Annotated in this window: 25 protein-coding genes; 17 read left to right on the forward strand and 8 right to left on the reverse strand. The window is 39.8% G+C overall.

From position 1 onward, the window contains the following. The first annotated feature begins 361 nt into the window (after positions 1–361). Complete coding sequence (locus ACH30E_RS05645) at positions 362–847, forward strand: cytidine deaminase (RefSeq protein WP_294992425.1); 486 nt, start codon at positions 362–364, stop codon at positions 845–847. A gap of 72 nt (positions 848–919) precedes the next feature. Here the strand turns inward: ACH30E_RS05645 and ACH30E_RS05650 are convergent, their stop codons facing one another. Beyond that, positions 920–1,417 (reverse strand): methylated-DNA--[protein]-cysteine S-methyltransferase, encoded by a 498-nt coding sequence (locus ACH30E_RS05650; RefSeq protein WP_294992423.1) that lies wholly within the window; start codon positions 1,415–1,417, stop codon positions 920–922. Positions 1,418–1,665: 248 nt separating this feature from the next. Next, a complete protein-coding gene (locus ACH30E_RS05655; protein ID WP_490823990.1) occupies positions 1,666–1,995 on the reverse strand; it encodes a tRNA-binding protein in 330 nt (109 codons plus the stop codon). A gap of 36 nt (positions 1,996–2,031) precedes the next feature. On the opposite strand from ACH30E_RS05655, the gene ACH30E_RS05660 reads away from it, so the two are divergent. After that, a complete protein-coding gene (locus ACH30E_RS05660) occupies positions 2,032–2,442 on the forward strand; it encodes an OsmC family protein (RefSeq protein WP_490823991.1) in 411 nt (136 codons plus the stop codon). Positions 2,443–2,484: 42 nt separating this feature from the next. On the opposite strand, the gene ACH30E_RS05665 is transcribed toward ACH30E_RS05660, so the two are convergent. Beyond that, positions 2,485–3,357 (reverse strand): transglutaminase family protein, encoded by an 873-nt coding sequence (locus tag ACH30E_RS05665; RefSeq protein ID WP_294992414.1) that lies wholly within the window; start codon positions 3,355–3,357, stop codon positions 2,485–2,487. Between the two features lie 229 nt (positions 3,358–3,586). Between ACH30E_RS05665 and ACH30E_RS05670 the strand changes: the two genes are divergently transcribed. Next, on the forward strand, positions 3,587–4,666 hold the full coding sequence (locus tag ACH30E_RS05670; protein WP_490823992.1) for a fatty acid desaturase family protein: 1,080 nt from the start codon (positions 3,587–3,589) through the stop codon (positions 4,664–4,666). Positions 4,667–4,743: 77 nt separating this feature from the next. On the opposite strand, the gene topA is transcribed toward ACH30E_RS05670, so the two are convergent. Further along, positions 4,744–7,320 (reverse strand): type I DNA topoisomerase, encoded by a 2,577-nt coding sequence (gene topA / locus ACH30E_RS05675; protein WP_490823993.1) that lies wholly within the window; start codon positions 7,318–7,320, stop codon positions 4,744–4,746. 264 nt (positions 7,321–7,584) lie between these two features. Continuing rightward, a complete protein-coding gene (locus ACH30E_RS05680; protein ID WP_490823994.1) occupies positions 7,585–8,451 on the reverse strand; it encodes an alpha/beta hydrolase in 867 nt (288 codons plus the stop codon). An 11-nt stretch (positions 8,452–8,462) separates the two neighbouring features. On the opposite strand from ACH30E_RS05680, the gene ACH30E_RS05685 reads away from it, so the two are divergent. From ACH30E_RS05685 to ACH30E_RS05715, 7 genes are all read left to right on the forward strand, one after another. After that, on the forward strand, positions 8,463–9,227 hold the full coding sequence (locus tag ACH30E_RS05685; RefSeq protein WP_490823995.1) for a Rossmann-like and DUF2520 domain-containing protein: 765 nt from the start codon (positions 8,463–8,465) through the stop codon (positions 9,225–9,227). A 99-nt stretch (positions 9,228–9,326) separates the two neighbouring features. Continuing rightward, complete coding sequence (locus ACH30E_RS05690) at positions 9,327–9,662, forward strand: 2Fe-2S iron-sulfur cluster-binding protein (RefSeq protein WP_294992402.1); 336 nt, start codon at positions 9,327–9,329, stop codon at positions 9,660–9,662. Positions 9,663–9,820: 158 nt separating this feature from the next. Further along, a complete protein-coding gene (gene iscX, locus ACH30E_RS05695) occupies positions 9,821–10,060 on the forward strand; it encodes a Fe-S cluster assembly protein IscX (RefSeq protein ID WP_294992400.1) in 240 nt (79 codons plus the stop codon). A gap of 11 nt (positions 10,061–10,071) precedes the next feature. Further along, positions 10,072–10,587, forward strand: a complete 516-nt coding sequence (locus tag ACH30E_RS05700; protein WP_294992398.1) for a KdsC family phosphatase — start codon at positions 10,072–10,074, stop codon at positions 10,585–10,587. Between the two features lie 115 nt (positions 10,588–10,702). Next, a complete protein-coding gene (locus ACH30E_RS05705) occupies positions 10,703–11,578 on the forward strand; it encodes a geranylgeranylglycerol-phosphate geranylgeranyltransferase (protein ID WP_490823996.1) in 876 nt (291 codons plus the stop codon). Positions 11,579–11,648: 70 nt separating this feature from the next. Further along, positions 11,649–12,230, forward strand: a complete 582-nt coding sequence (locus tag ACH30E_RS05710; protein WP_294992392.1) for a Maf family nucleotide pyrophosphatase — start codon at positions 11,649–11,651, stop codon at positions 12,228–12,230. Between the two features lie 65 nt (positions 12,231–12,295). Continuing rightward, positions 12,296–13,564 (forward strand): DUF2851 family protein, encoded by a 1,269-nt coding sequence (locus ACH30E_RS05715; protein WP_490823997.1) that lies wholly within the window; start codon positions 12,296–12,298, stop codon positions 13,562–13,564. 39 nt (positions 13,565–13,603) lie between these two features. Here ACH30E_RS05715 and ACH30E_RS05720 read toward each other — a convergent pair whose 3' ends face one another. After that, positions 13,604–14,008 carry an OsmC family protein gene (locus tag ACH30E_RS05720; protein ID WP_294992386.1) on the reverse strand — a complete coding sequence of 135 codons (405 nt, stop codon included), beginning with the start codon at positions 14,006–14,008 and terminating at the stop codon, positions 13,604–13,606. A 45-nt stretch (positions 14,009–14,053) separates the two neighbouring features. On the opposite strand from ACH30E_RS05720, the gene ACH30E_RS05725 reads away from it, so the two are divergent. From ACH30E_RS05725 to ACH30E_RS05735, 3 genes are all read left to right on the forward strand, one after another. Continuing rightward, a complete protein-coding gene (locus ACH30E_RS05725) occupies positions 14,054–14,875 on the forward strand; it encodes a hypothetical protein (RefSeq protein ID WP_294992384.1) in 822 nt (273 codons plus the stop codon). 130 nt (positions 14,876–15,005) lie between these two features. Continuing rightward, positions 15,006–15,944, forward strand: a complete 939-nt coding sequence (gene lipA / locus ACH30E_RS05730; RefSeq protein ID WP_294992381.1) for a lipoyl synthase — start codon at positions 15,006–15,008, stop codon at positions 15,942–15,944. A 73-nt stretch (positions 15,945–16,017) separates the two neighbouring features. Beyond that, positions 16,018–16,980 (forward strand): phosphodiester glycosidase family protein, encoded by a 963-nt coding sequence (locus tag ACH30E_RS05735; RefSeq protein WP_490823998.1) that lies wholly within the window; start codon positions 16,018–16,020, stop codon positions 16,978–16,980. Positions 16,981–17,037: 57 nt separating this feature from the next. Here the strand turns inward: ACH30E_RS05735 and ACH30E_RS05740 are convergent, their stop codons facing one another. Both ACH30E_RS05740 and ACH30E_RS05745 read right to left on the reverse strand, forming a co-directional pair. Beyond that, on the reverse strand, positions 17,038–18,015 hold the full coding sequence (locus tag ACH30E_RS05740; RefSeq protein ID WP_294992376.1) for an ROK family protein: 978 nt from the start codon (positions 18,013–18,015) through the stop codon (positions 17,038–17,040). Positions 18,016–18,042: 27 nt separating this feature from the next. Continuing rightward, entirely contained in the window at positions 18,043–19,650 is a 1,608-nt protein-coding gene (locus tag ACH30E_RS05745) for an MFS transporter (protein ID WP_490823999.1), read from the reverse strand. 126 nt (positions 19,651–19,776) lie between these two features. On the opposite strand from ACH30E_RS05745, the gene ACH30E_RS05750 reads away from it, so the two are divergent. From ACH30E_RS05750 to ACH30E_RS05765, 4 genes are all read left to right on the forward strand, one after another. Beyond that, on the forward strand, positions 19,777–21,192 hold the full coding sequence (locus ACH30E_RS05750) for a glycogen synthase (protein WP_294992369.1): 1,416 nt from the start codon (positions 19,777–19,779) through the stop codon (positions 21,190–21,192). A 79-nt stretch (positions 21,193–21,271) separates the two neighbouring features. Beyond that, positions 21,272–22,555, forward strand: a complete 1,284-nt coding sequence (locus tag ACH30E_RS05755; RefSeq protein WP_294992366.1) for a glucose-1-phosphate adenylyltransferase — start codon at positions 21,272–21,274, stop codon at positions 22,553–22,555. A 124-nt stretch (positions 22,556–22,679) separates the two neighbouring features. Continuing rightward, the gene (locus tag ACH30E_RS05760; RefSeq protein ID WP_490824000.1) at positions 22,680–24,074 is read left to right on the forward strand and encodes an MFS transporter; all 1,395 of its coding nucleotides are present in this window, start codon (positions 22,680–22,682) and stop codon (positions 24,072–24,074) included. Between the two features lie 160 nt (positions 24,075–24,234). After that, positions 24,235–26,106, forward strand: coding sequence for an alpha-amylase family glycosyl hydrolase (locus ACH30E_RS05765; protein ID WP_490824001.1), 1,872 nt, complete (start codon positions 24,235–24,237; stop codon positions 26,104–26,106). Positions 26,107–26,159 lie beyond the last annotated feature (53 nt).

Raw genomic sequence — 26,159 nt, forward strand, 5'->3', positions numbered from 1 at the left:
TAGAACACGGATTTTCATGATTTATCATGATAGATATTGAAAATCATGAAAATCCGAGTTCTTTTATTACAGACAGTGCATTAACGGCAATCTGATATTTCTTTAACCAGCTCATTTTAAATTATCTCCCCTCATTTATTCCATTAATAGCAGAAGACCTAAAATAACCGCCATCTAGCCCTAGACGAGACTAGTAGCTAAAGGCTAAAAGCTTTTTTTACCAGACAGCAATACCCCGAAACACTGAGCATACAGGGGTCATTTTTGCAATTTTTTAGATAAATAATTCGTAACTTACATTACCGTAAGGGGTCCTCATAGCGTATGCTTTGAGGACTTTTTTGTCTTAATAAGTTAGTGTATGAATCAGCAACAATTTCAGTTCTCATTCGAAGTGTTTGAAACTGAAGCACAGCTAAATGAACGTGATGCGGCACTTTTAAAAATTGCCAGAGAAACAACTAAAATGGCCTATGCCCCTTATTCACAATTTAATGTTGGAGCCGTGGCCCGCATGGCAAATGGTGAGATCATCAGGGGAACAAACCAGGAGAATGCCAGTTTTCCGGTAGGAATTTGTGCAGAAAGGGTATTACTATCCAATGCAGCCATGCAGTATCCGGGTGTTGCAATAGAAAGTATTGCCATTAGTTATGATAATACGAATGGACAAAGCCAACATCCCATTTCTCCTTGTGGAATTTGCAGACAAAGCTTGCTTGAATATGAATTAAGGGTAAAGCAACCCATTCGTTTGATTCTAGGTGGATTGTCAGGCAAGGTTTATGTTATTCCTCAGGCAAGTAGTTTACTACCATTAAGTTTTACCAGTGCCGATATGCACTAGTGGCTGTGAACTTTATAAATGATTATAGCTGTAAAGTCCATAGACCATAGTCCATGGACCATGGTCTATGGACTAAAACAGTGTCTGTACGCCGTGGGTGATCTTGAATTCATGCTGCAAAAGCCATTTCTTGCGCCACATACCGCCTGAATAGCCAACCAGCGATTTATCGCTGCCAATTACACGATGGCATGGTACAATGATGGCAATATTGTTTCTGCCATTGGCACTTGCTGCTGCTCTGATTACTTTAGGATCTCCGAGCCGCTTTGCCATGTCGAGATAACTGATGGTTTTGCCGTAGGGGATTTCCTGCAGCTCACCCCAAACCCTTTTTTGAAATTCGGTTCCTTCCTGGTGTATGGGTATATCAAAATGTTTCCTGCTTCCATGAAAGAATTCAATCAGTTGCTCAGTGCATTGATGCATCACTTCACTAATACCTGGTTCGCCATAAGTAAGCTGGTCCGGGTTGTCGACATAAGTAAGTTCGCCTATAAAATGTTCTGTGCCCCCTATCTTAAGAAGGCCAACCGGACTTTCATAATATGTAAAATAGAGTTCGCTCATGGTAACCTGCTATTGCAGAAAATCAATATCCGAATATACTACCTGAAAATGGTAATTGGTAGTTTATCAGGAAAATGGGCCATAGTCCATAGTCCATAGACAATGGACCATGGACTATGGTCGATCTTATTCTAAGTAACTATTTCCCCAGCTTTCTTAATTATTCCATTAAAAGCAGAAAGTCTATAATAAGCACCCATCAAGGCTTGTAGCTTGCGGCTTGCAGCCAGAAACTTGCAGCTAAAATACTACCCCACTCTTTGTCCATTTTCAACTATCCTTTCCGGTTGCAATAAAATTACTGCTCCTTCACTGTCGTAGACGCCTAAAACAAGGCATTCACTGAAGAAGTTAGCGATTTGTTTAACAGGGAAATTCACAACGGCCAATACCTGTTTTCCGATTAATGCATTTTTTTCATAATGCCGGGTAATCTGGGCAGAGGATTGTTTAATCCCTAATGGACCAAAATCTATTTTCAACTGATAGGCTGGTTTTTTAGCTTTGGGAAAATCTGTAACTTCAAGAATGGTTCCGCTTCGGATATCAACTTTTTCAAAATCATCCCAACTAATCATAACGCTTTTATTTTTTCAAATTTAAAATTTATTACCATGAAACGCAATGCAACCGCTGTTTGGAATGGATCAGGTAAAGAAGGCAATGGACACCTGACCACTCAAAGCACTACACTCAACCAAACCCAATACTCTTTTAATTCAAGGTTTGCAGAAGGTGTAGGAACCAATCCTGAAGAATTGATGGCAGCGGCACATGCCGGTTGCTTTACCATGAAGTTAAGTTTTGTATTAGGAGCTGCCGGATTTACACCAGACACATTAGAAACCCAGTGTACCATTACTCTCGAAGATGGAACTATAACAAGCTCACATTTGGTACTTAAAGCCAAAGTACCTGGAATTACAGCAGAACAATTTGAGGCATGTGCAGCAGACGCAAAAGCAAACTGCCCGGTTAGTAAGGCCTATAATATGGATATTACTCTAGACGCTCAGTTGGTTTAATCAGTAAAAGCTGGTCTGGTAGGAAGTATAGTTTAAGTTGAACTATACTTCCAATGAACCGGCCAACTGCATTAGTTCCCGATGCTTGTAAGCATTGGTTGGACTGTCGAAGCATTTCGCTAATTCTTCCAGTAAAAGCTGAACAAGTCTTTTGTGCGATAGTGGTTTAAAATAAGCAGCTACCGGAGGAACAGAGATACGCTTGAAATAATTTTCAATATCTGCGTGAGAAAAAGCCTGCCCCGTAGTACCATCTACAAAAAAATGGATTTTGTCTTGCGGATGTCCCGGATATAATGCATCATCATAATCTGAGTGATAGAATGCCAAAATGCATTGTTTTGGGATATTAATAATTCTGGCATTGATTTCCAGTTGGTCACAAAGTATCTGATAAATAAGGGCGTTTGAAACTGCGTTCCCTTTTTTTGATTCAAGGACTTTATGCAGGAAAAACTCATCTGGCTTTGTGTAATTTACTTCACCACCTTTAAGGTTGTAATAATTGTAAAGTATACTTGAAAGAACATTGGCCTGTTCGAGTGGTGTGAGAAAGCTGTTTAACTCAAGCCATACATTCCTCCTGATCTTTTCAATTTCATGGATAACAGGGGCTGTTTGCAGATCGGGATACTGGTATTTAGAAACCAGCAAAGCCCCGAATAAAAGGTCGTGGTAGGCGCTGTTGTTCCATTCACTGAAATCATTCGTAAGGTCGCAGAAATGCAGCCTGTGAATGATCATCTCTATTCTTTCCTGTACGTCTTCGCTGGGGGTGTTTTCCCACAAATGCTCCAGATTGGGGATAATTCCCTTGCCGTATCCAAGGATACGTTCTGAAATAGTGGAATAAACCTCTTCATCCGGATCATCGATCAGGGTAAATAGTGCATGTATTTCCTTGGTTTCCTGCATGTGTTTGGGTAAAGACCTGATAAGCAGTCTTATTTCTTATCAAACTAAAATAAAAATGATGTATTTGTCAATAAGAAGTTATTCAGTGCTGTGGAAATATTCAAATTATAGTAAATACTATAGTCATGGTTTTGTCGTTAATTTTCGCTCTGGGGTAAAATTCAGGGTTTTAACAAGCAAGTGATGCATAATTAGCGTTACTTTGTAGGATCATTTCAAGTATTTATTCATGTCACAGGTTTCTACTCCCAAATTTCCCTCCGTAAAACAATCATTGCACACTGAATTAAAAAAACGAGTACAGCAATATTTTGATGAACGGGGAATCGCTTCTACAGGTAATCCTAAACTTTTTACAAAAGCAATCATCATGGTTATTGCTTTTATAACGGTATACCTGCATTTAATTTTTTTCACACCAGTTTGGTACCTCGCAATTTTTGAATGTGTGGTACTGGGCGGCCTGGTTGCAGCCATCGGTTTTAATGTAATGCACGATGGTAGTCATGGCAGCTTCAGCAACAATAAATGGATGAACAGGATAGCAGCATCTTCTATTAGTATGCTTGGGGCTAACCATTTTATGTGGAATATGAAACATAATATGATTCACCACAGTTTTACAAATGTAGATGGGGTAGATGATGATATTGAAGTTGGATTATTGATGCGTATGGCGCCCACACAGAAGCATTATAAGCTCCATAAGTTTCAGCACCTTTATTTCTGGATTTTATATATGCTCCTTTATGTATTCTGGATATTCTTTGCAGATTACAAAAAATATTTCTCCCGTAAAATCGGTTCTGTGCCTTTGAAAAAAATGAGCCTGAATGATCATGTAGAATTCTGGGGCGTAAAAGTTTATCACGCCATCGTTTTTATACTGCTCCCTTTACTTACCGTAGGTTGGCTCTATTGGGTGATCGGCTTTGTTGTAATGAGCTTTTTCGCAGGCTTTGTATTAAGTATTGTTTTCCAACTGGCACATACAGTAGAACATACAGAGTTCCCGGTGGCTGATATTGAAAGCAATAAACTGCCCGATGAATTTGCGGCTCACCAGATTAAGACAACAGCAAATTTTGCCACCAAGAATAAGCTGGTTAGCTGGTTGGTTGGTGGACTAAACTTCCAGATTGAACACCATCTTTTTCCTAAAATTTCACATGTGCATTATCCTGCTATCAGTGAAATTGTAAGGAATGTTTGCAGAGAATATCAATTGCAATACATCGAATACCCAACCATGCGTAAGGCTGTAGTGGCGCATGTTCGCTTCTTAAGACAAATGGGTAGACCAGTTTAAACAAACAAATTGATTCGCTATAAAAAAGCCCCGTACTTTTTGTATGGGGCTTTTTATTGACTTTATATCCAAAGTGGTTACTTCTTTTTTGGTGCGGCTTTTTTAGCAGCTTTCTTGGCCGGAGCTTTTTTAGCAGCCGGAGCTTTGGTTTTCTTGGCAAATGCATTTGGAACCTGCTCTTCAATCATTTTTTTGATGTCTTCCAAATCAACTTCTGCTAGTTCCTCCGCAGTATATTTTGTGCCATCTGCCTTTCTTCCCATCTTCAACATTTTTTTATTGAAGCGGATGAATGGTCCCCACCTGCCATTTTCGATATTGATCTTTTCAGCGGGCCATTGCCTGATAAACCGGTTAGCCTCTTTCTCCATTTTTTTCTCAATCAGTTCATTGATATCCTGTTGAGAAAGCTTGTCGAAATCGTAGGCTTTGGGAATATTGATGTACATATCGTTCCATTTAATAAATGGACCGAATCTTCCCTTACCTTTTGTTACAGGTAGTTCATTATAAAAGGCCACCGGGGCATCAGCCTGTTGTTTTTCATGCAGAAGTTCAATTGCCCTGTCGAGCTCAATGGTGTGCAGGTCTTCCCCTTTTGGAATAGAGATGAATTGATCACCCAATTTAATATATGGGCCAAACCTTCCTACATTAACAGACAGTTCCTGGTCTTCATACATGCCTAATACCCTGGGTAACGCAAAGAGTTCCATGGCTTCTTCCATGGTAATGGTCTCAATACTCTGATCAGCTTTTAATTTGGCAAACCTTGGTTTTTCTTCGTCTTCTGCCTGACCAATCTGTACCATTGGACCATAACGACCCATACGGGCAATTACTTTTTTACCGCTGGCTTCATCAATACCCAATTCTCTTTCACCTTTTGCCCTTTCAGCATTTTCTAAAGTGTGTTCAATATTTTCATGGAATGGCTTATAGAACTGGTCTATCATGCTGCTCCACTTAGTTTTTCCTCCGGCAATTTCATCAAACTCTTCTTCAATTCGCGCAGTGAAACCAAAATCCATCACTTTGCTGAAGTATTGTTTAAGAAAATCAGTCACAACCATTCCAAGGTCGGTAGGAAACAATTTGGCTTTTTCCGCGCCCGTATTTTCGGTATGTATTTCTTTGGCTATTTCCTGCTGTTTGTTCAGCCTGAGAATATTTACCTGTCTTTTTGTTCCTTCTTTATCTCTTTTCTCAACATAGTTACGTTTGATAATAGTAGATATAGTAGGTGCATAAGTGGAAGGTCTGCCGATACCCAACTCCTCCAGTTTCTTTACCAATGAGGCTTCCGTGTACCTTGGGGCCGGGCGTGAAAATTTTTCTGTAGCAGTCATCTCCCTGAAATCAAGCAATTGTCCGGCAACCAGAGGAGGCAACATTCCTTCATTGTCTTCGTCCTCCTCATCATCTTTTCCTTCGAGATATACTTTCAGGAAGCCATCAAATTTCATTACTTCACCGGTTGCATTCAGTGTTTCTTTGTTGGTAGACACATCTATTTTTGCTACGGTTTTTTCAAACTCAGCATCACTCATTTGTGAAGCAATGGTTCTTCTCCAAATCAGTTCATATAACCTGCGGGTATCTTCATCGGCCACAGTCCGGTTATTCATATAAGTTGGACGGATGGCTTCGTGTGCTTCTTGTGCGTTTTCGTTTTTATTCTTGTATTTCCTGGGCTGGTAATAATCAGTGCCGTAGCTGTTATCTATTTCTTTTCTTATATCAGCCATGGCTGTATCACTCAGGTTGATACTGTCTGTACGCATATAAGTGATCTTACCACTTTCATAAAGTTTCTGCGCCAGTAACATGGTCTTGCTAACTCCATAACCCAGTTTACGCGATGCTTCCTGTTGTAGGGTGGAAGTGGTGAAAGGAGCAGCAGGAGAGCGTTTGGCAGGTTTTACTGTAACCTCATTAACCGTGTAAACAGCGTTTTTACATCCGTTCAGGAATGCTTCTGCAGATTCACGTGTATTTAGTTTAGAGGGACCCTCAGCTTTGAAAGAGACATCTCTGTTATTAATGTCTTTTGCAGCAAAAATGGCTTCTACTTTATAACTGCTATCTGGAACAAACTGGTTTATTTCCCTTTCGCGTTCAACGATTAGTCTAACGGCAACACTTTGTACCCTTCCGGCACTAAGACTCCGTTGCATCCCTATTTTGCGCCATAAAACCGGGCTAAGTTCAAAACCTACCAGTCTGTCTAATACCCTTCTGGCCTGTTGGGCATTAACCAGGTTCATATTGATAAGCCTTGGTTGTTCCACGGCCTTTTTTATAGCAGGAGCAGTGATTTCATGAAACACAATTCTTTTGGTGGTTTTTGGATCCAATCCCAATACCTCAGCCAGGTGCCAGCTAATACTTTCTCCTTCACGGTCCTCATCCGATGCCAGCCATACTTCATCTGCTTTTTTGGCCAGTTGTCGAAGTTCTTTTACCACCCTTTCTTTATCATCCGGCACAATATAACGGGGTTGATATTGGTTGTTTACATCAATACCCATATCGCCCTTATCCAGGTCTCTGATATGCCCATAACAACTTTTTACCTCGAAATCTTTCCCGAGGATCTTTTCAATTGTTTTGGCTTTTGCCGGCGACTCTACTATTAATAAGTTTTTTGCCATCTACCTTTTCCTTGCTGTTTTAACAGCCTTTTGGTTGCTTGTATACATACTTATTTATCGCATTTATACCTATATATATGTTGCAAAAAAATGGTATGCTACCCTGCAATATTAGTCGAAACGTCGAAAACACAAAAAATGTTCGCCAATTAAAGCAGTAATTCTCCGTATAAAACACGTACTGGGCTTAGGGGCGATTTTTGTTCAAATTGATTATTAGTATATTGATAATCAGTTGCTTATAGTGTCATTAAAATGACAAACTTATGACTGTATCAAAAATTTAATAATTAATTGTATAACACCCTTATCATGATAGATTTTATTATGTCCGAGACCATTCGTTATATGAAATTGAATATGTGGATGTTGCATCGATTGCACAGGAATGGTATCGGCGTAGGGACAAATCCGGTCTTCTTTATCATGAATCCATAAAATGGGTGGGTTTATTTGCTCAACAACCCTTTTGATGGAGTAATGGTCCATTTGTTTTCCAGTCATCGAATGGATCATTTGTTCAAATTCGGACTGTACGGTAGGATTAATCTTAAAAAGTTGATAAAATCCCTGTACGGCAGATCTGGTTTCTGTAGCGGGGGCAATCAAGGCAAATTTTCGGTTTTCGAGATGCTGAAAATCTTCCGCAAGGAGAGAAGTTGCTAGTCCCCCGAGGGAATGGGCTATAAATCCATAAATGCCTCCGAATTCCTGGTCTATCTTTTTCAAAAATCGCATGTAAATAAGGGCGTTGATCATGTTTCCTTCACTTAAACCGTGGGCAGGTGCGTCGAAGGCCAAAACTTCAAATCCCTCTTTTAATAATGGTTGGATATACTGCTCAAACTTATAACTGTAGCTGCTGAAGCCATGTACAACCAGTACTTTTTTGCCATTATAACGCTCTGGTATCCATTGAAACCCCAGGGTATTTAACCCTTCAAACGCAACGTTATGTTTTATCGCTTTATGAAAGATCAGCGGTTCTTTTTGTTTTACTCCTTTGCTGTAAGGGGTACAGAATATTTTGAAAGCCTGTTCTGCTGCCTTCCTGGGTGAAGCCAGACCAAGGGCGCGAAGTTTTGTTTTGTAATAACCAATCACAACTCTTTGTCCTAATTTCATCTTCATAATATAAAGATATGGACGTAGTTCTGATAGGGGCGGGGAATGTTGCACATGTATTGGGAAGATCACTTAAAGCAGCCGGTCATGTTATTATAGGTATTTGGAACAGAGATGCTTCCAAAGCGGAAATGCTGGCAAAAGAATTAGGTGCTGAATGTTTAAATAACTTATCTGCAATACCGGAAAATGCAGATTTGTATGTGCTGGCAGTAAGTGACCATGCCATTGCCGACCTTGCAAAACAACTTAACCTTAAAAATGGGATATTGATACATAATGGTGGCACGGTTGCTATCGAGGTATTAGCCGGCGCCGCCCCAAAATATGGTGTTCTCTGGCCTATGAAAATGATGCGAACTTCTATGAAAACCCTGGATGATTGCACGATGGTATTGGATGGAAGTGACGAAGAAACAAAGGAAAAGCTGAAAGAATTGGCTTATTCGTTGTCTGAACGGGTTACTATGGCCGATAATTTAACCAGGCGAAAAATGCACCTGATAGCCGCTATTGTATCAAATTTTACCAATCATTTGTACCATCTGGCATCAGACTATTGCACGGCAAATGCTATTGATTTTTCCATCTTTTACCCAATAATCGAATCGGTGGCCAAGCAAATACAAACCGAATATCCTGGAAATATACAGGCCGGACCAGCATTCAGGGGAGATGCTGATACAATTGAAAAGCATAGGCAATTATTGGCACAGAATCAATCTCTTTTAAAGCTCTATGATGCCATTACAGCCAGCATCAGGGATAAATTTCCCAGATAGCCCATTACCTGAAATTTCGCTTTCCGGAAGCAAAACCTCATATTGATCGTGGTAAAGAGACGGTTTTGAAATACTTTTGCAGTCCAAACGGCATATATTATGTACACGATTAAAGTTAAGTTTGAACAGAAAGACCTGGAGCCGGTTACTTTAACGGCCATTGAACCCGATCAGAGTTTACTCGAAGTTTGTTTAGATAACGGAATTGAATTACACCACAATTGCGGAGCTGTTTGCGCCTGCAGTACCTGCCATTTATATGTTGAAAAAGGGATGGATTATCTGGAAGAACTGAGTGATAAAGAAGAAGATTTTATTGACAGGGCAGTAAATCCCAGACTGAATTCAAGATTAGGTTGCCAGTGCGTACTGCTCGAAGGAGAAGGAGAAGTAGAAGTGCTTTTACCTGATCAAACACAGTTTTTGGGAGAGTAATTAATTTGGAAATTTGGAAATTTGAAAATTTGAAAATGATGAAGGCTTAGACGAAAGAATTATTTCCAGTTTAATAGTGCTTTTAAAAATCCAAGATCCCTCATTTCCAAATTTTCAAATTTCCAAATTTCCAAGTTTTCAAATTTTCAAATTAATATATGAACCATTTCGAACCTCCCATTCACTGGGCAGATCATGAAGACATCGCTATGAAGCTCTATGAGCGTTTTGGGGATGAGTTTAATGAAAGTAAGATATACCGTATTCGATTTACTGATTTACTGGAATGGATACTTGAAATCCCCAATTTTGCTGGAAAGCGGGAAGAGAGTAATGAAGGTCATCTTGAAATGATCCAGAGTGCCTGGGTATATGAGTGGAGAGATAACCAAAAATAACCTGATCTGCAATGTTAGAAGCATTTCGCCATATAACCACTTTTGTATTCGACGTAGACGGTGTAATGACCGATGGTACTTTATTGGTGCTTCCTGACGGAGTAATGGCCAGGCGAATGAATATTAAAGATGGTTATGCTTTGCAACTGGCCATAAAAAAAGGATACCGTGTATTGGTAATTTCTGGCGGCGATTCCCCTGAAGTAAAAGATAGGTTGAAGAAACTGGGAGTAACAGAAGTTTGGATGAAAACCCACCAAAAAAGAGCAGTCTTGCAGGAGTATATGCAAAAGGAAAGTGTTGGGGCCGGGGAGATTCTTTTTATGGGTGATGATATACCTGATCTAGATGTAATTCAAATTGCGGGACTTCCCTGCTGCCCATCAGATGCAGTTCAGGAAATAAAGGACAAAGCCATTTATATATCTCATTTAAAAGGAGGAGAAGGTTGTGTAAGGGATGTGATTGAAAAAGTGATGAAACTTCGTGGTGATTGGAACGAAGACACATCGGTCCGAGCTAAATAATGTTTTGTTGATGTGTCGCATTCTACGCTTTACTTATCTTGTGCTATAAATTTTATTATTGAAATTACTCACTGCTTTTTTTCAGTTGGTGCGGTGGCCCAACTTGTTATTTATCATGCTCACACAAATATTGTTTGAGTACTGTATCTATGCACGTATCTATGGTGAAGCAGAAGGAGTGTATCTATTCCAATTTTCTTATATCGTTATCGCATCCGTGCTCATTGCTGCTGCGGGAAACATCATCAACGATTATTTCGACCTTAATATCGATCAGGTAAACAAACCTGATAAAGTGGTGGTAAATGTAGTCATCAACCGCAGATGGGTAATTTTCTGGCACATGCTATTAAGCTTACTCGGACTGTTTTTTACGGTAATGGCCTTGCCGGTTTCTTTATACTGGCATCTTGTTCTTGCAAATATTGGAAGCGTTGTATTGCTGTGGTTTTATTCTACCAATTTTAAAAAACAATTACTTATAGGAAATATTGTGATTTCCTTATTGACAGCCTGGGTAATACTAATTCTTTTTTTAGCCAAACAACCGCTACAGATTAAGTCGCTCATGTCTGTTGGACATAATGAAATCCGGTTTTTCAGGTTAACCATTTTATATGCATCATTCGCATTCATCATTTCATTGGTTAGGGAAGTGGTGAAAGATATAGAAGATATGGAGGGCGACAGAAAATATGGTTGCAAAACTTTACCCATCGTTTGGGGAGTGCAGGCTGCCAAGATTTTTGTGGCAATCTGGCTCGTCGTATTAATAGCTGTATTGATCATACTGCAATTGTATGTTTTACCCCTGGGTTGGTGGCATAGCGCACTTTATTGTTTACTGGCAATCATTACCCCACTAATCTGGATATTGGTCAGGTTGTTCAAAGCAACAACACCTGCAGATTTTCATAAGCTTAGCACCATGATAAAACTTGTAATGCTTACAGGAATATTATCGATGGTGTTTTTTCGGATTTATCAATGAGTCCATAGTTGATAGTCCATAGACCATGGTCCATGGTCCATGGACTATTGGCTACAAAATAGAGATCAACATGAAATCAATCATCCTGGCTTCACAATCTCCGCGTAGAAAAATGCTATTGGAGTGGGCTGAAGTTCCTTTTGAAGTGGTCGTTAAGTCAACAGATGAATCCTTCCCGGAATCTCTTGAAATAGAAGAAGTGCCGGTTTTTATTGCCAGGGAAAAAGCATTGACTGTTCGTAAACATTTACAGGAAGCCTACCATGGTGAATATGCAGATCGTACCATTTTAGCTGCTGATACAATAGTTGTTTTAAATAATGAAATCATTGGTAAGCCTGCAGACAGAGATCAGGCCTTAGAAACATTGAAAAAATTATCCGGTCAGACACATCGTGTAATAACAGGCGTTGTGATACTTTCAGGTAAATCAGAAATAGCTTTTGCTGATATTACTTCGGTAAGTTTTAACACTTTGACAGAAGATCAGATTGCTTTTTATGTAGATAAATACCAACCCTATGATAAAGCCGGGGCTTATGCAATACAGGAATGGATTGGAGTAATTGGTATTCAATCTATCAACGGTGATTTTTACAATGTAATGGGCTTGCCGGTAAGCAGGGTGGTTAAAGCCTTGCAAGAATTATAGTCAACAAATAATCAGGTATATCCCGCAATCCATTTGCCAGTAGTTTGCTGCAAAACTATTGGAATATGAATGAACGTTTATTGCAGTTTATCTGGCAACACCAACATTATAACAAAAACCACCTGCAGCTTGTTTCCGGAGGGAGTTTAAAAATTATACATCCCGGATTTCTTAACCATCACCAGGGACCTGATTTTACCGCTGCTAAAATTCAATTGGATAATACCATATGGGTAGGCAATATCGAATTACATGTGAATGCATCTGAATGGTATAAGCACCAGCACGATAACGATCCAAATTATAGCGGGGTTATTTTGCATGTGGTTTGGGATGCAGATATAGTGGTTTTGGATCAATATGGCCAGGCAATTCCAACACTTGTTTTAGATGGAAGGGTAAAAGGTGCTTTACTCGAGCGTTATGAACAAATGATGGAAATAACCACCAGGGTAGCCTGTCATCATTTTTTACCTGCGGTTAACGAATTAACCTGGTATGCATGGAAAGAGCGGATTGCAATAGAAAGGATGGAAAGAAAATCCCTTCTCATCACTAACTTCTTAACGGAAACAGATAATCATTGGGATGAAGTATTTTGGCGACAGCTAGCTATGGGATTCGGTTCAAAAACCAATGCATTTTTTTTTGAGCAACTAGCCAGAAGTATCCCATATACCATCATACAAAGGCATAGAAATTCAGCAGAGGAACTTGAGGCACTGCTTTTTGGACAAGCGCATCTTTTACTTAAAAAAAGAAAAGATGCATACCCAATGCAATTATTCAGAACCTATCTCCATTTACAACGTAAATATCATTTAGTTCCACCTGCTGGTCAACCTGCTTTTTTACGTATGCGGCCTGCCTCGTTTCCAACACTGCGTTTATCGCAATTAGCTGCCTTATTGCACCATCATGAAAGCATTTTTTCAAAATTGAGGGATACAGCCTCAACAGACAACCTCATGCAACTTTTTCACGTAAAAGCTAGTCAGTATTGGACAAGTCATTACAGGTTTGATGAGTTAACCACGCCATCCATGAAATGGCTCGGACAACAAATGACCCTTCACCTGTTAATTAATGTAGCGATACCTATGGTCTTTACTTATGGGCAAGCTACTGATCAACAGATATATAAGGAAAGGGCTTTACAGTGGCTCTATGCTTTAGAACCTGAGCAAAACAGGATTACCAGGTATTGGCAATCGGCTGGTATCCATAACCGATGTGCACTAGATTCGCAGTCACTGATCGAGCTGAATACGCAATATTGTGTTAATAAGCGCTGCCTTGATTGTGCCATAGGCAACAAACTGCTTCGGCTATGAATCATTTGTTTGCTGTACTAAGGCACTTGTGGGAACTGCTTACCAATAAAACGCCATATCCAGTTCGAGGTCGGGGTGAAGGCTTCTCTCAACCGGACAGGTGCGGGCAGTTCTTTCCAGGATTTCTTTGGTTTTATCGTCTAATTGAAGGGTAGATGGGAAATAAACATGGGCTATGATTTTACCGATCCTGCGAGGATCGCTTAACATGATTTTTGTGGTGTCAATACGGGTGCCATCCAGATCAATATTCATTGTCCGGGCTTTGATGGCCATGGTAGTTACCATGCAGGCACTTAGTGCTGTAGCTACTAGGTCGGTAGGTGAAAATCGTTCACCCTTACCCTGGTTATCTGTAGGGGCATCGGTTTCAATACTGGTTCCACTCTGAAGATGGGTTGCGATTGTACGTAACTCACCTTTATAAATAATTTGTGAAGTCATTGCGTCAATTTTGCTATAAATTTACAAGTAACAAATCTAATGGAAGTGAAGAAGCTATTTATTATTGTTAGTCTCTTTGGGTCAATGGCGGTTTCCGCACAGCAGAAATCTCAAACACCGGCTCAACTAGATAAGGCCAGGAAAAAAGCCGAGAGAAAGGAAAAGATCAATCAAATGATCAAACAAGAGGAGGAGGGAGCCCTGGTTTTTAATAAGCAGGGGTCATTCAGTTTTAAATTCAATACCGATGGATGGGGCATGTTCTATGAACATGGTAAATACAAAACAGTTACTAAAACCAACCTATGGTGGCTGGAATTTGGGGAACATAAACACCCTAAAGAAGAAAAAGTTCCCACAATTAGTGCGTCCGGTGGCTTCCTGATTGTATCAAGCTATGTTTACGGAAAAAGGAATAATTTTTATAACCTTAAATTAGGTTTTGGTCAACAAAGACTCATTGGCGGAAAAGGAAATAAGAACGGAGTAGCCGTTTCTGCCATCTATGGGGGAGGTTTAACTGCAGGTTTATTGAAACCCTATTATATCGAAATCCAAAATCCCAATACCAATAAACAAGAGCAGATTAAATACGATAACAATGATAACCTGTTCCTGGATCCGACTATAATTCTGGGAAGAGGCTCTTTGACCAAGGGTTTTGGGGAAATCAAGTTTGTTCCGGGAGCCCATGTAAGAACGGCCCTTCGATTCGATTATGGGCGGTATAATGAGGTGTTGTCAGCGCTTGAAGTAGGGTTAAATGCAGAGTTTTATTCCCAAAAAATGCCCATATTACTCCTGAATAAGGAGAAAAATCTCTTTTTCAACGCATATGTAGCCCTCACGTTTGGTAAGCGAAAGTGACTTATTTTTGCATCTGAAAGTCCGAAAGTCGGAAAGACCGTAAGTCTGAAGTTTATTTGAACAGTAACAGATTGTTATTGTTTTGTTTTTCCAGTGATTTTTCTGTTTAAGGACTAAAAAAAGGCGTCAGATGCAAGAGTTACCAGTTGTTTCCAAAATAGATCCGGTTAGTTCCAAAATACAAAAACCCTCATGGCTTAGGGTTAAATTACCTATTGGAGAGAGTTATAAACATGTACGTGGACTAGTTGATACCCATAAACTGCACACCATTTGTGAAAGTGGAAACTGTCCCAATATGGGCGAGTGCTGGGGGGAAGGAACGGCCACTTTCATGATATTGGGGAATGTTTGTACCCGTAGCTGCGGCTTTTGTGCAGTAGCCACCGGTAGACCTGAGCCAGTTGATTGGGATGAACCACAGCGAGTTGCGGAAGCAATTCACCTTATGAAAGTAAAACACGCGGTGTTAACCAGTGTTGACAGAGATGAGTTGAAAGATGGCGGATCAATAATATGGTACAATACCATTAAGGCGGTAAAAAGCCTGAATCCTGACACTACACTTGAGACACTAATCCCAGATTTCAAAGGAAATGCAGATCAGGTACAACGTATTATTGACGCTGCCCCCGAAGTAGTAAGCCATAATATGGAAACCGTTGAACGCTTAACAAAACAGGTTAGGGTACAGGCCAAATACCATCGAAGTCTTGAAGTGCTCCGGTTATTAAAAGAAGGCGGGATGCGCACTAAAACCGGTATGATGTTAGGGTTGGGTGAAACGAAAGAAGAAGTTATTCAAAGCATGAAAGACCTGGTTAATGTTGGTTGTGATGTGCTTACACTTGGACAATACCTTCAACCCACCAAGAAACATCTGGCTGTACAAAGATTTGTTCACCCTGATGAATTCGCTGAACTAAGAGAAATTGGCTATGAGTTGGGTTTTGATTATGTGGAAAGTGGTCCATTGGTTCGTTCCTCTTACCACAGTGAGAAGCACGTGATAAAAGGATGGGGAATAAATAAGTGGAAAGAAGAAAAAGAACAATTGATTGCCCAATAAATAAATGCAAACGCCGGAATTTTTCCGGCGTTTGCATTTATATTTACCTGCATTCAAGATACTTTCATTTAATATGATTAAAACAACACTACTCGCACTCCTGTTTTTTTTCGGGATGGCAAATATTTCCTTCGCACAGGTTACATGGACGAATGTAGATGCATTGTTTCAGCCCTTGCCTTCATCTGTACATGTCTATAAAACAACCGATTCGTTAGATGGGAAACCTAATATTGCTTTTTATGTAAGCGTTGACCTGAACAATAAAAAACTTTCCTTAACCACAGATACCGGACTTGGTAAGCGTTACACACCAATTGAATATTTTGAACGCAATAAACAGCCGCTACTGGTAATGAACACCACCTTTTTTGAGTTCGTTCACAATAGTAACCTGAATGTTGTTATCCGCAATAATCAACTGATTTCCTATCACCAACATTCACTCCCAGGCAAAGGAAAAGATACCTTAACCTATCGCCATCCATTTGGCAGTGCAATAGGTATCAGCAAAAAAAGAAAAGCAGATATTGCCTGGCTTTATACTGATTCTGCCTTATCAATGGCTTATGCAAGTCAAACAGTCATTAATCCATTCAAAGACAGTATTGCTGATCCATCCGCAGCAGTTATGTTACAAAAGGGAGATTTTAAAAAATGGAAAATGCAAACTGCTGTTGGTGGCGGACCGGTATTGGTTCAAAATGGTGACATAAGTATTACCAATAACCAGGAAATTAAATTCGCCGGTAAAGCAATTGATGATAAGCATCCCAGATCTGCAATGGGGTATACCCTGGATGGGAAGCTGATTTTTTTGGCTATAGAAGGTCGTTTTCCAGGGAAAGCGGAAGGGGCAAGTTTAAAACAAACAGCAGCACTACTTAAAAGTATCGGATGCTATGAGGCTCTAAATCTTGATGGAGGAGGCAGCAGTTGCCTGTTGATCAATGGAAAGGAAACCATAAAGCCGAGTGATAAAACCGGACAAAGACCCGTTCCCGCAGTTTTTATTATCAGCAATAAACAGCGCTAAAATATTGTAAGAAAAGGAGCTATGGACTATGGACCATAGTCCATAGCTCCTTCAAGATCAATTTTTCTCCCAAACAAGCGCTGAAGCCCCAAGAATGGCTGCATCAGATTCTTTGAGATGGCTGACGAGTATTTTCACCTTATTCTGGAATACCTGTATTAGATTGTCTTCCATGCTTTCGCGGGTAGGCTTAAGTATCAGATCTCCGGCTTTAGTAAGTCCGCCAAATAAAACAATGGCTTCAGGACTCGAAAACATCACAAAATTGGCAAGTGCGAGTCCCAGGATTTTACCCGTATATTCAAAAATCTCTTTCGCTAATTCATCACCCTGCATAGCAGCTTCATAAACTTTTTTTGAATCAAGTTCTTCTTTGGGTATACTGCGTAATAAGCTTGGTCGATCACTTGTTTCAAGGATTTCTATGGTAGTTAGTCTTACGCCTGTTGCTGATGCATAACTTTCAAGTGATCCTTTTTTGCCAGTACCATCGTGGTATCGCCCTTCGGGAATAATGATGGTATGTCCTAATTCACCGGCAAAGCCATCGTGCCCATAAACAAGTTTGCCATTGGCAACAATGCCACTTCCCACACCGGTACCCAATGTAATCATGATAAAATCATTCATACCCTTGGCAGCACCATACATCATTTCACCAATAGCAGCTGCATTGGCGTCGTTGGTAAGGGTAACAGGTAATTTGAATTTATCTTCTATCAGTTTTGCCAGTGGGATAATGCCCTTCCAGGGAAGATTAGGTGCATATTCAATAGTGCCTGTATAAAAATTACCATTTGGTGCACCAACTCCAATTCCTTTCATTCTTCCAATTCCACCTGCTTTTACAATAAGATCCGCAAGGTGGGTATATAATTCATCTATAAATGGTTCTACTTCGGAGTGTGAACGAGTAGACATTTCACTCGAGAACAAAACATTCCCAACGCGGTCTACGATACCAAACTTAGTACCTGTACCGCCAATATCAATGCCAATTGCGAGTGGCTCTAAAGATGTCACATTACTAGCCATATCAACTCAAATTTATCTTCCACAAAATTAATGACCACCGCTTACTTGTGCATCAAAATCTAGTCCCTGCGCATTCAATACTTTTTTGAGTTTGATAGCAAGGAACCCAAGGAAAGCAAATGATGCGGCTGCAAGTAAATAGGATTGGTGCATACCTACTGATTCTATATCACCAATAGCACCTTGTAAAGGAGGAATAATGGCCCCACCAAGAATCATCATGATCAGGAAAGCCGATCCCTGGCTGGTATATTTTCCTAATCCGCCAACACCAAGTGAGAATATACAAGGCCACATAACAGAGCAGCATAATCCACCAGCCATTAAAGCATATACTGATATGATACCTGTAGTAAATACACCAACAAGCATAGCTATTGTAGCTAAAGCAGAAACTGCCAGCAATGTTTTGGCAGGTTTTTCCTGACCATAAAAGAAGGCGATGAGGGCAAACACAATACAAATGCTATAACCCCATAAGTCACGGATATCGCTGCCATATAGAGAGTTAACCCCTAATACAATAAGAAATGCCACAAACGGAACAATGATGGTCATAATTCGCTTCATTGAAGCAGATAAATTAAATACACTGATGGCGCCTGTCCAACGACCAATCATTAAACTTCCCCAATACAAAGAAATGTATTTAGAGATCATACTCTCATCAAGCCCCATTTCAGTAAGGTATCCAGGGGTTTTCAATAATGCCCCAAAGTTATTATCAATGGTAACTTCAACTCCTACATATACAAAAATGCCCAGCATGCCATAGATCAGTTGCTGGTATTTCATGGCACCCCATCCTGTATTGTTTTTTATGGCACTTGCATTCGAGTAAAAAAGAATACCTACTACCGATACAAGAGCGATTAACAATAAAGTAAGCTTTGGTACATCGGTTAATTGTCCTATAACAATAATGGCTCCAATTAATAGTGTCATGATGGTTAATGAAGCTGCCGCTTTATTGGCTTTTTCAAACTTTTCATCATTCTTGCCATCCGGTAATTTGGAGAAAGCGAAAAACAATGCCACAAGTGCAAATACACCTGCAACGATCATATAAAGAATATTGATATTGGTAACAGTTACGGCTGCATGGTCGCCCCCAATAGAGCCAAACAGGAAGAAGCTAACAATGATTGGTCCTAAAGTGGTTCCCAATGAATTTACTCCACCGGCAAGATTAAGCCTGTGCGCACCAGTAGAGGCATCACCTAATGAAATGGCAAAGGGTTGTGCAGAGGTTTGCTGTAAAGAAAAGCCCAATGCAACTATAAAGAAAGAGCCAAGTAATGCTGGAAAGGAATTGGCATTGGCAGACGGTATAATTAATAAAGCACCAACCACTGAAATCCATAAGCCGTAAATGATTCCTTTCTTATATCCTATTTTGTTTAGAATATCATATCCTAAAATGTTCGAAGAGATAAACAAAATCAAAGAACCAATAAAATAGGCGCCATAAAAAGCAGAACCAATTAATTGAGACTGAAACTGGTTGAGTTGAAAATGTGTTTTACAGAATGGGATGAGGATACTATTGGAAGCAGCAATAAATCCCCAAAAGAAAAATACAATGACCAGTGTGGCAAGGGCACTTGTATTGGTTGGTTGTTTTGGTTGGTTCATAACAATCGGTCGTTTTAAGTGGAGTGTAAAATACAGGAGAAAATCTAGCCCGAAAAATTTTAAAGTAGAATTTGACAGTACCATTTTACTTCCTAACTTGAAAGCAAATCAGCTAAATAACGATTCATGGAGATTATTCATGTAAGTGCCGAATGTTACCCGGTTGCTAAAGCCGGTGGATTGGGTGATGTAGTTGGGGCACTTCCTAAATATCAGGTAAAAGCCGGGGATATTGCCAAAGTGGTAATGCCCATGTACAGAACTAAGTTTTTATACGATAATGAATGGACTGTTGACTTTAAAGGACAATCAAATCTGGGGAACTGGTTTTTTGAGTATACCGTAATAAAAGAAAAAACTAATAAGTTGGGTTATGATCTGTACCTGATAGACATAAACGGACTACTCGACAGACATAAGATTTATGGGTATGAAGATGATGCAGAAAGGTTTACCGCATTTCAAATTGCCTTTGTAAACTGGCTGGTTCATTGGGAACATCAGCCGGATATTATTCATTGCCACGATTATCATACAGGATTAATACCCTTTATGATGCAATACTGTTATGATTATAACCGGTTAAAACATATACCAGCCGTACTTACTATTCACAATGCCCAATACCAGGGCTGGATGGGTTGGGATAAAAGCAGGTACATACCCCGTTGGGATCTTTGGAAAAGGGGAATGCTCGATTGGAACGAATCTATCAATCCCCTGGCATCAGGTATAAAATGTGCAGCAAAAGTTACCACCGTAAGCTGGAGTTATATGGATGAACTCAGGTCAAATTCAAATGGCCTCGAAAAACTGTTTGAATATGAAAGGGGGAAATGTGTAGGAATATTGAATGGAATTGATAACGAAGTATGGAACCCCGCTACTGATAAATACCTCGAACATCATTACACGATTAAAACTACTGCCGCAGGTAAGGAGAAAAATAAAGCTGTTTTATGTGAGCGTTTTGGCTTTGATATTGAAAAGCCATTATTTGTTTTCATTGGAAGACTGGTAGGCGAAAAAGCAGCAGATATCTTACCCTATGCTATTCGGGAAGCAATAGCCCAAACGCAGGGACAAGCCAGCTTTTTAGTTTTGGGAAGTGGTGAAACCACCGTAGAGTGGGAATTTCAGCAGATGGCCGAGCCTTTTAAGGGTGTTTTTGGCGTAGTAATAGGCTACGATGAATCTCTCAGCCACCTGATGTATGCCGGGGCCGATTTTCTTTTAATGCCAAGCAGGGTAGAGCCATGTGGACTAAACCAGATGTATGCGATGCGATATGGTACTGTACCAATTGTAAGAAGCACAGGTGGTTTGCAGGATACGGTGGTAGATATGGGTGACCCGGATGGTTTTGGTATCCGTTTTAACCAGGCAACTGCGGGGGATGTAATTTATTCAATCAACAGGGCTGTATCTGTTTATACAGATAGTGCGCAAATGGCAAAAATGCGAAAGTTGATGATGGAGATTGATCATAGCTGGGAAAATACGGTAGACGAATACATAAATGTTTACAAAAGCCTGAAATGATTAATGAGCATAGGTGTTGAAATAAATCTGACATCTGCAATCTGATATCGAACAATTTAACACACAAACAACAAGCTATATGAATAGTATCTCAAAATCAGTGTTAGCGGTAATCCTCGGTGGTGGAGCTGGTACACGTCTGTATCCCTTAACAGCAAGTCGTTCAAAACCTGCCGTACCTATTGCAGGTAAATACAGGTTGGTAGATATTCCCATCAGTAACTGTATCAATAGTAATATAAACCGGATGTTTGTGTTAACGCAGTTTAATTCTGCGTCATTGAATAAGCATATTAAAAACACCTATCATTTTAGTGCCTTCAGTACAGGTTTTGTAGATATACTTGCGGCAGAACAAACTCCCGATAATCCAGGTTGGTACCAAGGCACGGCAGATGCAGTTCGGCAATCGTTGAGGCATATATCCAACATGGATTTTGAATATATCCTAATACTTAGCGGTGACCAGTTATATCAGATGGATTTCAGTGAAATGCTGGAAATGCATAAAACGAAAGGGGCGGATATTTCTATTGCAACCATTCCCGTTAATGAAAGAGACGCACCTGAATTCGGAATTTTAAAAGCCAACGAAGAAAATTATATTACTTCCTTTATTGAAAAACCTAAGAAGGATTTACTGCCTGATTGGGTAAGTGATACCGGAGCAGAGATGCAATCAGCCGGGAGGAATTACCTGGCTTCGATGGGTATTTATATTTTTAGCAAGAAAGCATTATATCACCTGCTAAGTGAAGTGCATCCCAATGCTACAGATTTCGGTAAAGAAATCATCCCGGATTCTATCCAAAATTATAAAGTAGTCAGCTTTCAATATGATGGCTATTGGACAGATATCGGAAACATCTATTCATTCTATGAAGCCAACCTGGCCCTTACTCAGGAAATTCCTCCTTTCAATTTATTTGATAATACTAAAACAGTATACAGCAGGGCGAGGATGTTACCTCCGGCTAAAATTAGCGGAACAACCCTGGAGAAAACTATTATCGCCGAAGGTTCGATCATACATGCCAGCAGAATTGAACAAAGTGTGGTTGGTATAAGATCAAGGATTGGTCATGGCACTACTGTTGTAAACAGTTATCTGATGGGTAACGATTATTATGAAACCATCGAAGAAATGGCACTGAATACTTCAAAGGGTTTGCCGAAAATTGGCATTGGCGAAAGGTGCTATATTAAAGATGCTATCATCGATAAGAATTGCCGAATTGGAAATGATGTCAGGATAAACGGAGGAAGCCATCTTACCAATACCGATCATGCACTGTATACAGTGAAAGATGGAATTGTTGTAGTGAAAAAACTGGCAATTCTACCAGATGGTTTTGTGATCTAAATTTTAAACAGGCGCTAAGTTTTGAAAATAGATGATCAGCTATTTTTGGCTGAATAGTAGTTTGATCATGGTGAAAATGGTTTACATTTAAATAATGTAATTATTACACATTAAAACGATTGTTATGGCCAGTTCTGCCTCACCTACATCAACTGCTAAAGGTCTGGTGCCTAAGCCACGCTTAACCCTTTCCCAAATATGCTTTATGAGCTTTGGCTTTTTAGGGGTTCAATTTGGCTTCGCTCTTCAAAATGGCAACACCAGTAGGATTCTACGATCTTTTGGGGCAGATGTTGATCAGTTACCCATGTTTTGGATCGTAGCTCCACTTATGGGTATGATTGTTCAACCGCTAATTGGTCATTACAGCGATCGAACCTGGAATAGAATCGGAAGAAGAAAACCCTATTTTCTGTTAGGCGCACTTCTTTCATCCGCAGCACTTGTTTTTCTTCCCAATGCCGGATCTATGTCGGGGTTAATACCCGCTTTATGGATTGGTGCCGGTATCGTAATGATTATGGATGCTTCATTTAATGTGGCCATGGAGCCTTTCAGGGCATTGGTTGCAGATAATTTACCTGATACACAAAGAACCAGCGGTTTTGCCATACAGACTTTTTTGATTGGTGTGGGAGCGGTTGTTGGTTCAGAATTGCCTTCCTTATTGGCCAAAGCCGGATTTTCACAAGATGCTGGCGAATCTGGTGTTGCAGATAATGTGAAATATGCATTCTATATTGGAGCCGCAGTATTTATTTTCGCCATACTGGTAACCGTTTTCTTTTCAAAAGAATATCCTCCTGCTCAATACGAACAATACCACGGCAAACCCGATGAAGCTTCACAAAAAGCCGGTCTTGGGGAAATATTCAAAGACTTTAAAAAAATGCCCAAAACCATGAAACAACTGGGATTGGTGCAGTTTTTTTCCTGGTTCGCATTATTCAGCATGTGGGTGTTTACTACCGATGCTGTTGCTACACATGTATTTGGTTTATCACCTGATGATACAAGATCTGTAGCATACAATAGTGCCGGCAATGCAGTAAGTTCTGCATTCGGTACCTATAACCTGGTGGCAGCCGTTTATGCCCTTTTTATTCCTCTGGTAGCCAAATTTTTAGGTAGAAAAGGTACCCATGCTTTTTCACTGATTGCGGGTGGGGTAGGACTAATCTCCATTTATTTTATCAAGGACCCTGCCATGCTTAAATTTTCCATGGTTGGTGTTGGACTGGCCTGGGGTAGTATACTTGCAATGCCTTATGTAATATTATCCGGCTCAATACCGGCAGGGAAATTGGGTATTTATATGGGAATATTCAATTTCTTCATAACACTGCCGCAAATTGTAAATGGAATTGGCGGGGGCTGGATTGTAAAGAATATTTATAATGGCCAACCAATATACGCTATTGTTCTTGCCGGTTTTTTCATGCTATGCGCGGCTATAAGCGTATTGTTTGTTTATGATGCCGGGGCAATTCAGATAAAACAGCAAAAAATGCCCAACTAGGATTGTAGTACGAATCAGTTGCTTAAAGCTTTTGGGGCATCGCGTATAGTTTATCGAGATAAGCTATGATCAATGAGCTATATGCCATGTCCCTTATAACACTTGATTCGCATATAAATTAAATTCGTTTTTTTTCTATATTGATTTAGTATTTTTCCGCATGAAAAAGATCCTTTCAATTGCATTGCTAATGGTAATTGTGTATCAATTGAATGCACAAAATGTAACCATTTATCCTACACATTGGTTTGCAAACATGCAATACAATAATGTACAATTAATATTAAAGACAGAGGATACGGCTTTTTGGAAATATAAGTTTACAATTAATTATCCTGGAGTACAAAAATTGAGGTCTCACCGATTCAGTAATGGAAAATATGTTGGTCTTGATATTGTCATTTCTAAAGACGCAAAACCAGGTAAAGTAGAGATAGTAGGTGTTAGAAAAGGAAGTGCATCCATCAGATTATCATGGGAAATTAAACCCAGAAGGAATGGCAGAGGTACATTATTTGCCAGTGGAGTTACTTCGAAGGATTTTATTTACCTCATTATGCCTGATCGGTTTAGTAATGGGGATTATACAAATGATAAATTCCCGAATCTGAGGGATACAGAAGCGGATAGAAATAATGTTTTACTCAGACACGGCGGCGATTTAAAAGGAATTCAAAACCACCTCGATTATCTTTCCAATCTTGGTGTTACAACCTTATGGATGACGCCTGTTATTGAAAATAATATGCCGCTTTATAAAGAGAATGCCGGAATGATGAGTGGTTACCATGGTTATTGGTTTACCGATCATTACAAAGTAGATCCCCGGTTAGGTGGTAACAGTGCTTATCGCGCATTGTCAGATGATTTGCATAAACGTGGAATGAAATTAATTCAGGATGCGGTTTATAACCATATAGGTGCAACCAGTTGGATAGCACTAGAACCTCCCTCTCCTAACTGGATCAATAGATGGCCGCTGTATACTGGGTCTAATCATAGAGATGAGGCTATTTTTGGTCCTTACACGAGTACAAAAGATAAAAAACAAATGCTCGATGGATGGTTTGTGCCTCACTTACCCGATGTTAATCAGCGGAATCCATTTGTAGCCAATTTTTTAATTCAACATGCCATATGGAGCACAGAAGAATTTGGGATTGATGGCTGGCGCGTAGATACCTATAAATATTGCGATGAATCATTCCTGAATAATATCAATAACGCACTATTGCGTGAGTATCCTTCCTTAACAGTATTTGGCGAAGCATGGGCCAATACCGTAACCGGGAGTGCTTATTTTACCCGGAATAATATGAATGTTCCCTTTAAGCATAATGCCGGAGGTGTAACCGACTTTCCTTTAAACAGTGCAATGATTGCCTCCGTTAATCAGCCATTTGGGTGGACAGAAGGGGTGAATAAATTATACATGACACTGGCGCAGGATATTTTATACCAGCAGCCTCTCAACAATTGCATCTTCCTGGATAACCACGATATGGATCGTTTTTATTCTGTTGCTGGTGAAAATATGCAAAAGTATAAACAGGGGATAGGCATGCTGCTAACCCTTAGGGGCATACCACAGATTTATTACGGAACGGAAATATTGATGAAAAACTTTAAAGACCCCAGTGACGCTATGGTAAGACTGGATTATCCCGGAGGGTTTGAAGGTGATGCGGAAAATAAATTTGACAAAACAGGCCGAACTGAAAAAGAACAGGAAGCATTTGAGTTTGTACAGAAACTTGCTTTGTTCAGGAAAAAGTCTACGGCACTGACTGTGGGTAAAACCATGCAATACCTGCCTGTAAACGGACTGTATGTATATTTTCGATACAGTGATAAGCAAACGGTAATGTGTATTATGAATACTGGAAACAATGTGCAACAAGTGAATTTTGCTGATTATCAGGAAAGAACAAAAGGGTTTGTTTCAGGAGTCGATGTGCTTACGCAAAAAGTTTATAAGGATGGGTTAAGTATTCCTGCCCAGGGCTTTGCCGTTATTGAATTGAAAAAATAATAACCTGAAAGGCATAAGTAGCCATTTTGTTAATTGTCTTTTATCGAACCTGA

This window comes from Sediminibacterium sp. FW305-C-61, from assembly GCF_058231065.1.

Coding starts and splice junctions, on each gene's coding strand:
- ACH30E_RS05645 (WP_294992425.1), top strand. CDS start 362: ATGAATCAGCAACAATTTCAGTTCTCATTCGAAGTGTTTGAAACTGAA.
- ACH30E_RS05650 (WP_294992423.1), bottom strand. CDS start 1,417: ATGAGCGAACTCTATTTTACATATTATGAAAGTCCGGTTGGCCTTCTT.
- ACH30E_RS05655 (WP_490823990.1), bottom strand. CDS start 1,995: ATGATTAGTTGGGATGATTTTGAAAAAGTTGATATCCGAAGCGGAACC.
- ACH30E_RS05660 (WP_490823991.1), top strand. CDS start 2,032: ATGAAACGCAATGCAACCGCTGTTTGGAATGGATCAGGTAAAGAAGGC.
- ACH30E_RS05665 (WP_294992414.1), bottom strand. CDS start 3,357: ATGCAGGAAACCAAGGAAATACATGCACTATTTACCCTGATCGATGAT.
- ACH30E_RS05670 (WP_490823992.1), top strand. CDS start 3,587: ATGTCACAGGTTTCTACTCCCAAATTTCCCTCCGTAAAACAATCATTG.
- topA (WP_490823993.1), bottom strand. CDS start 7,320: ATGGCAAAAAACTTATTAATAGTAGAGTCGCCGGCAAAAGCCAAAACA.
- ACH30E_RS05680 (WP_490823994.1), bottom strand. CDS start 8,451: ATGAAGATGAAATTAGGACAAAGAGTTGTGATTGGTTATTACAAAACA.
- ACH30E_RS05685 (WP_490823995.1), top strand. CDS start 8,463: ATGGACGTAGTTCTGATAGGGGCGGGGAATGTTGCACATGTATTGGGA.
- ACH30E_RS05690 (WP_294992402.1), top strand. CDS start 9,327: ATGTACACGATTAAAGTTAAGTTTGAACAGAAAGACCTGGAGCCGGTT.
- iscX (WP_294992400.1), top strand. CDS start 9,821: ATGAACCATTTCGAACCTCCCATTCACTGGGCAGATCATGAAGACATC.
- ACH30E_RS05700 (WP_294992398.1), top strand. CDS start 10,072: ATGTTAGAAGCATTTCGCCATATAACCACTTTTGTATTCGACGTAGAC.
- ACH30E_RS05705 (WP_490823996.1), top strand. CDS start 10,703: ATGCTCACACAAATATTGTTTGAGTACTGTATCTATGCACGTATCTAT.
- ACH30E_RS05710 (WP_294992392.1), top strand. CDS start 11,649: ATGAAATCAATCATCCTGGCTTCACAATCTCCGCGTAGAAAAATGCTA.
- ACH30E_RS05715 (WP_490823997.1), top strand. CDS start 12,296: ATGAATGAACGTTTATTGCAGTTTATCTGGCAACACCAACATTATAAC.
- ACH30E_RS05720 (WP_294992386.1), bottom strand. CDS start 14,008: ATGACTTCACAAATTATTTATAAAGGTGAGTTACGTACAATCGCAACC.
- lipA (WP_294992381.1), top strand. CDS start 15,006: ATGCAAGAGTTACCAGTTGTTTCCAAAATAGATCCGGTTAGTTCCAAA.
- ACH30E_RS05735 (WP_490823998.1), top strand. CDS start 16,018: ATGATTAAAACAACACTACTCGCACTCCTGTTTTTTTTCGGGATGGCA.
- ACH30E_RS05740 (WP_294992376.1), bottom strand. CDS start 18,015: ATGGCTAGTAATGTGACATCTTTAGAGCCACTCGCAATTGGCATTGAT.
- ACH30E_RS05745 (WP_490823999.1), bottom strand. CDS start 19,650: ATGAACCAACCAAAACAACCAACCAATACAAGTGCCCTTGCCACACTG.
- ACH30E_RS05750 (WP_294992369.1), top strand. CDS start 19,777: ATGGAGATTATTCATGTAAGTGCCGAATGTTACCCGGTTGCTAAAGCC.
- ACH30E_RS05755 (WP_294992366.1), top strand. CDS start 21,272: ATGAATAGTATCTCAAAATCAGTGTTAGCGGTAATCCTCGGTGGTGGA.
- ACH30E_RS05760 (WP_490824000.1), top strand. CDS start 22,680: ATGGCCAGTTCTGCCTCACCTACATCAACTGCTAAAGGTCTGGTGCCT.
- ACH30E_RS05765 (WP_490824001.1), top strand. CDS start 24,235: ATGAAAAAGATCCTTTCAATTGCATTGCTAATGGTAATTGTGTATCAA.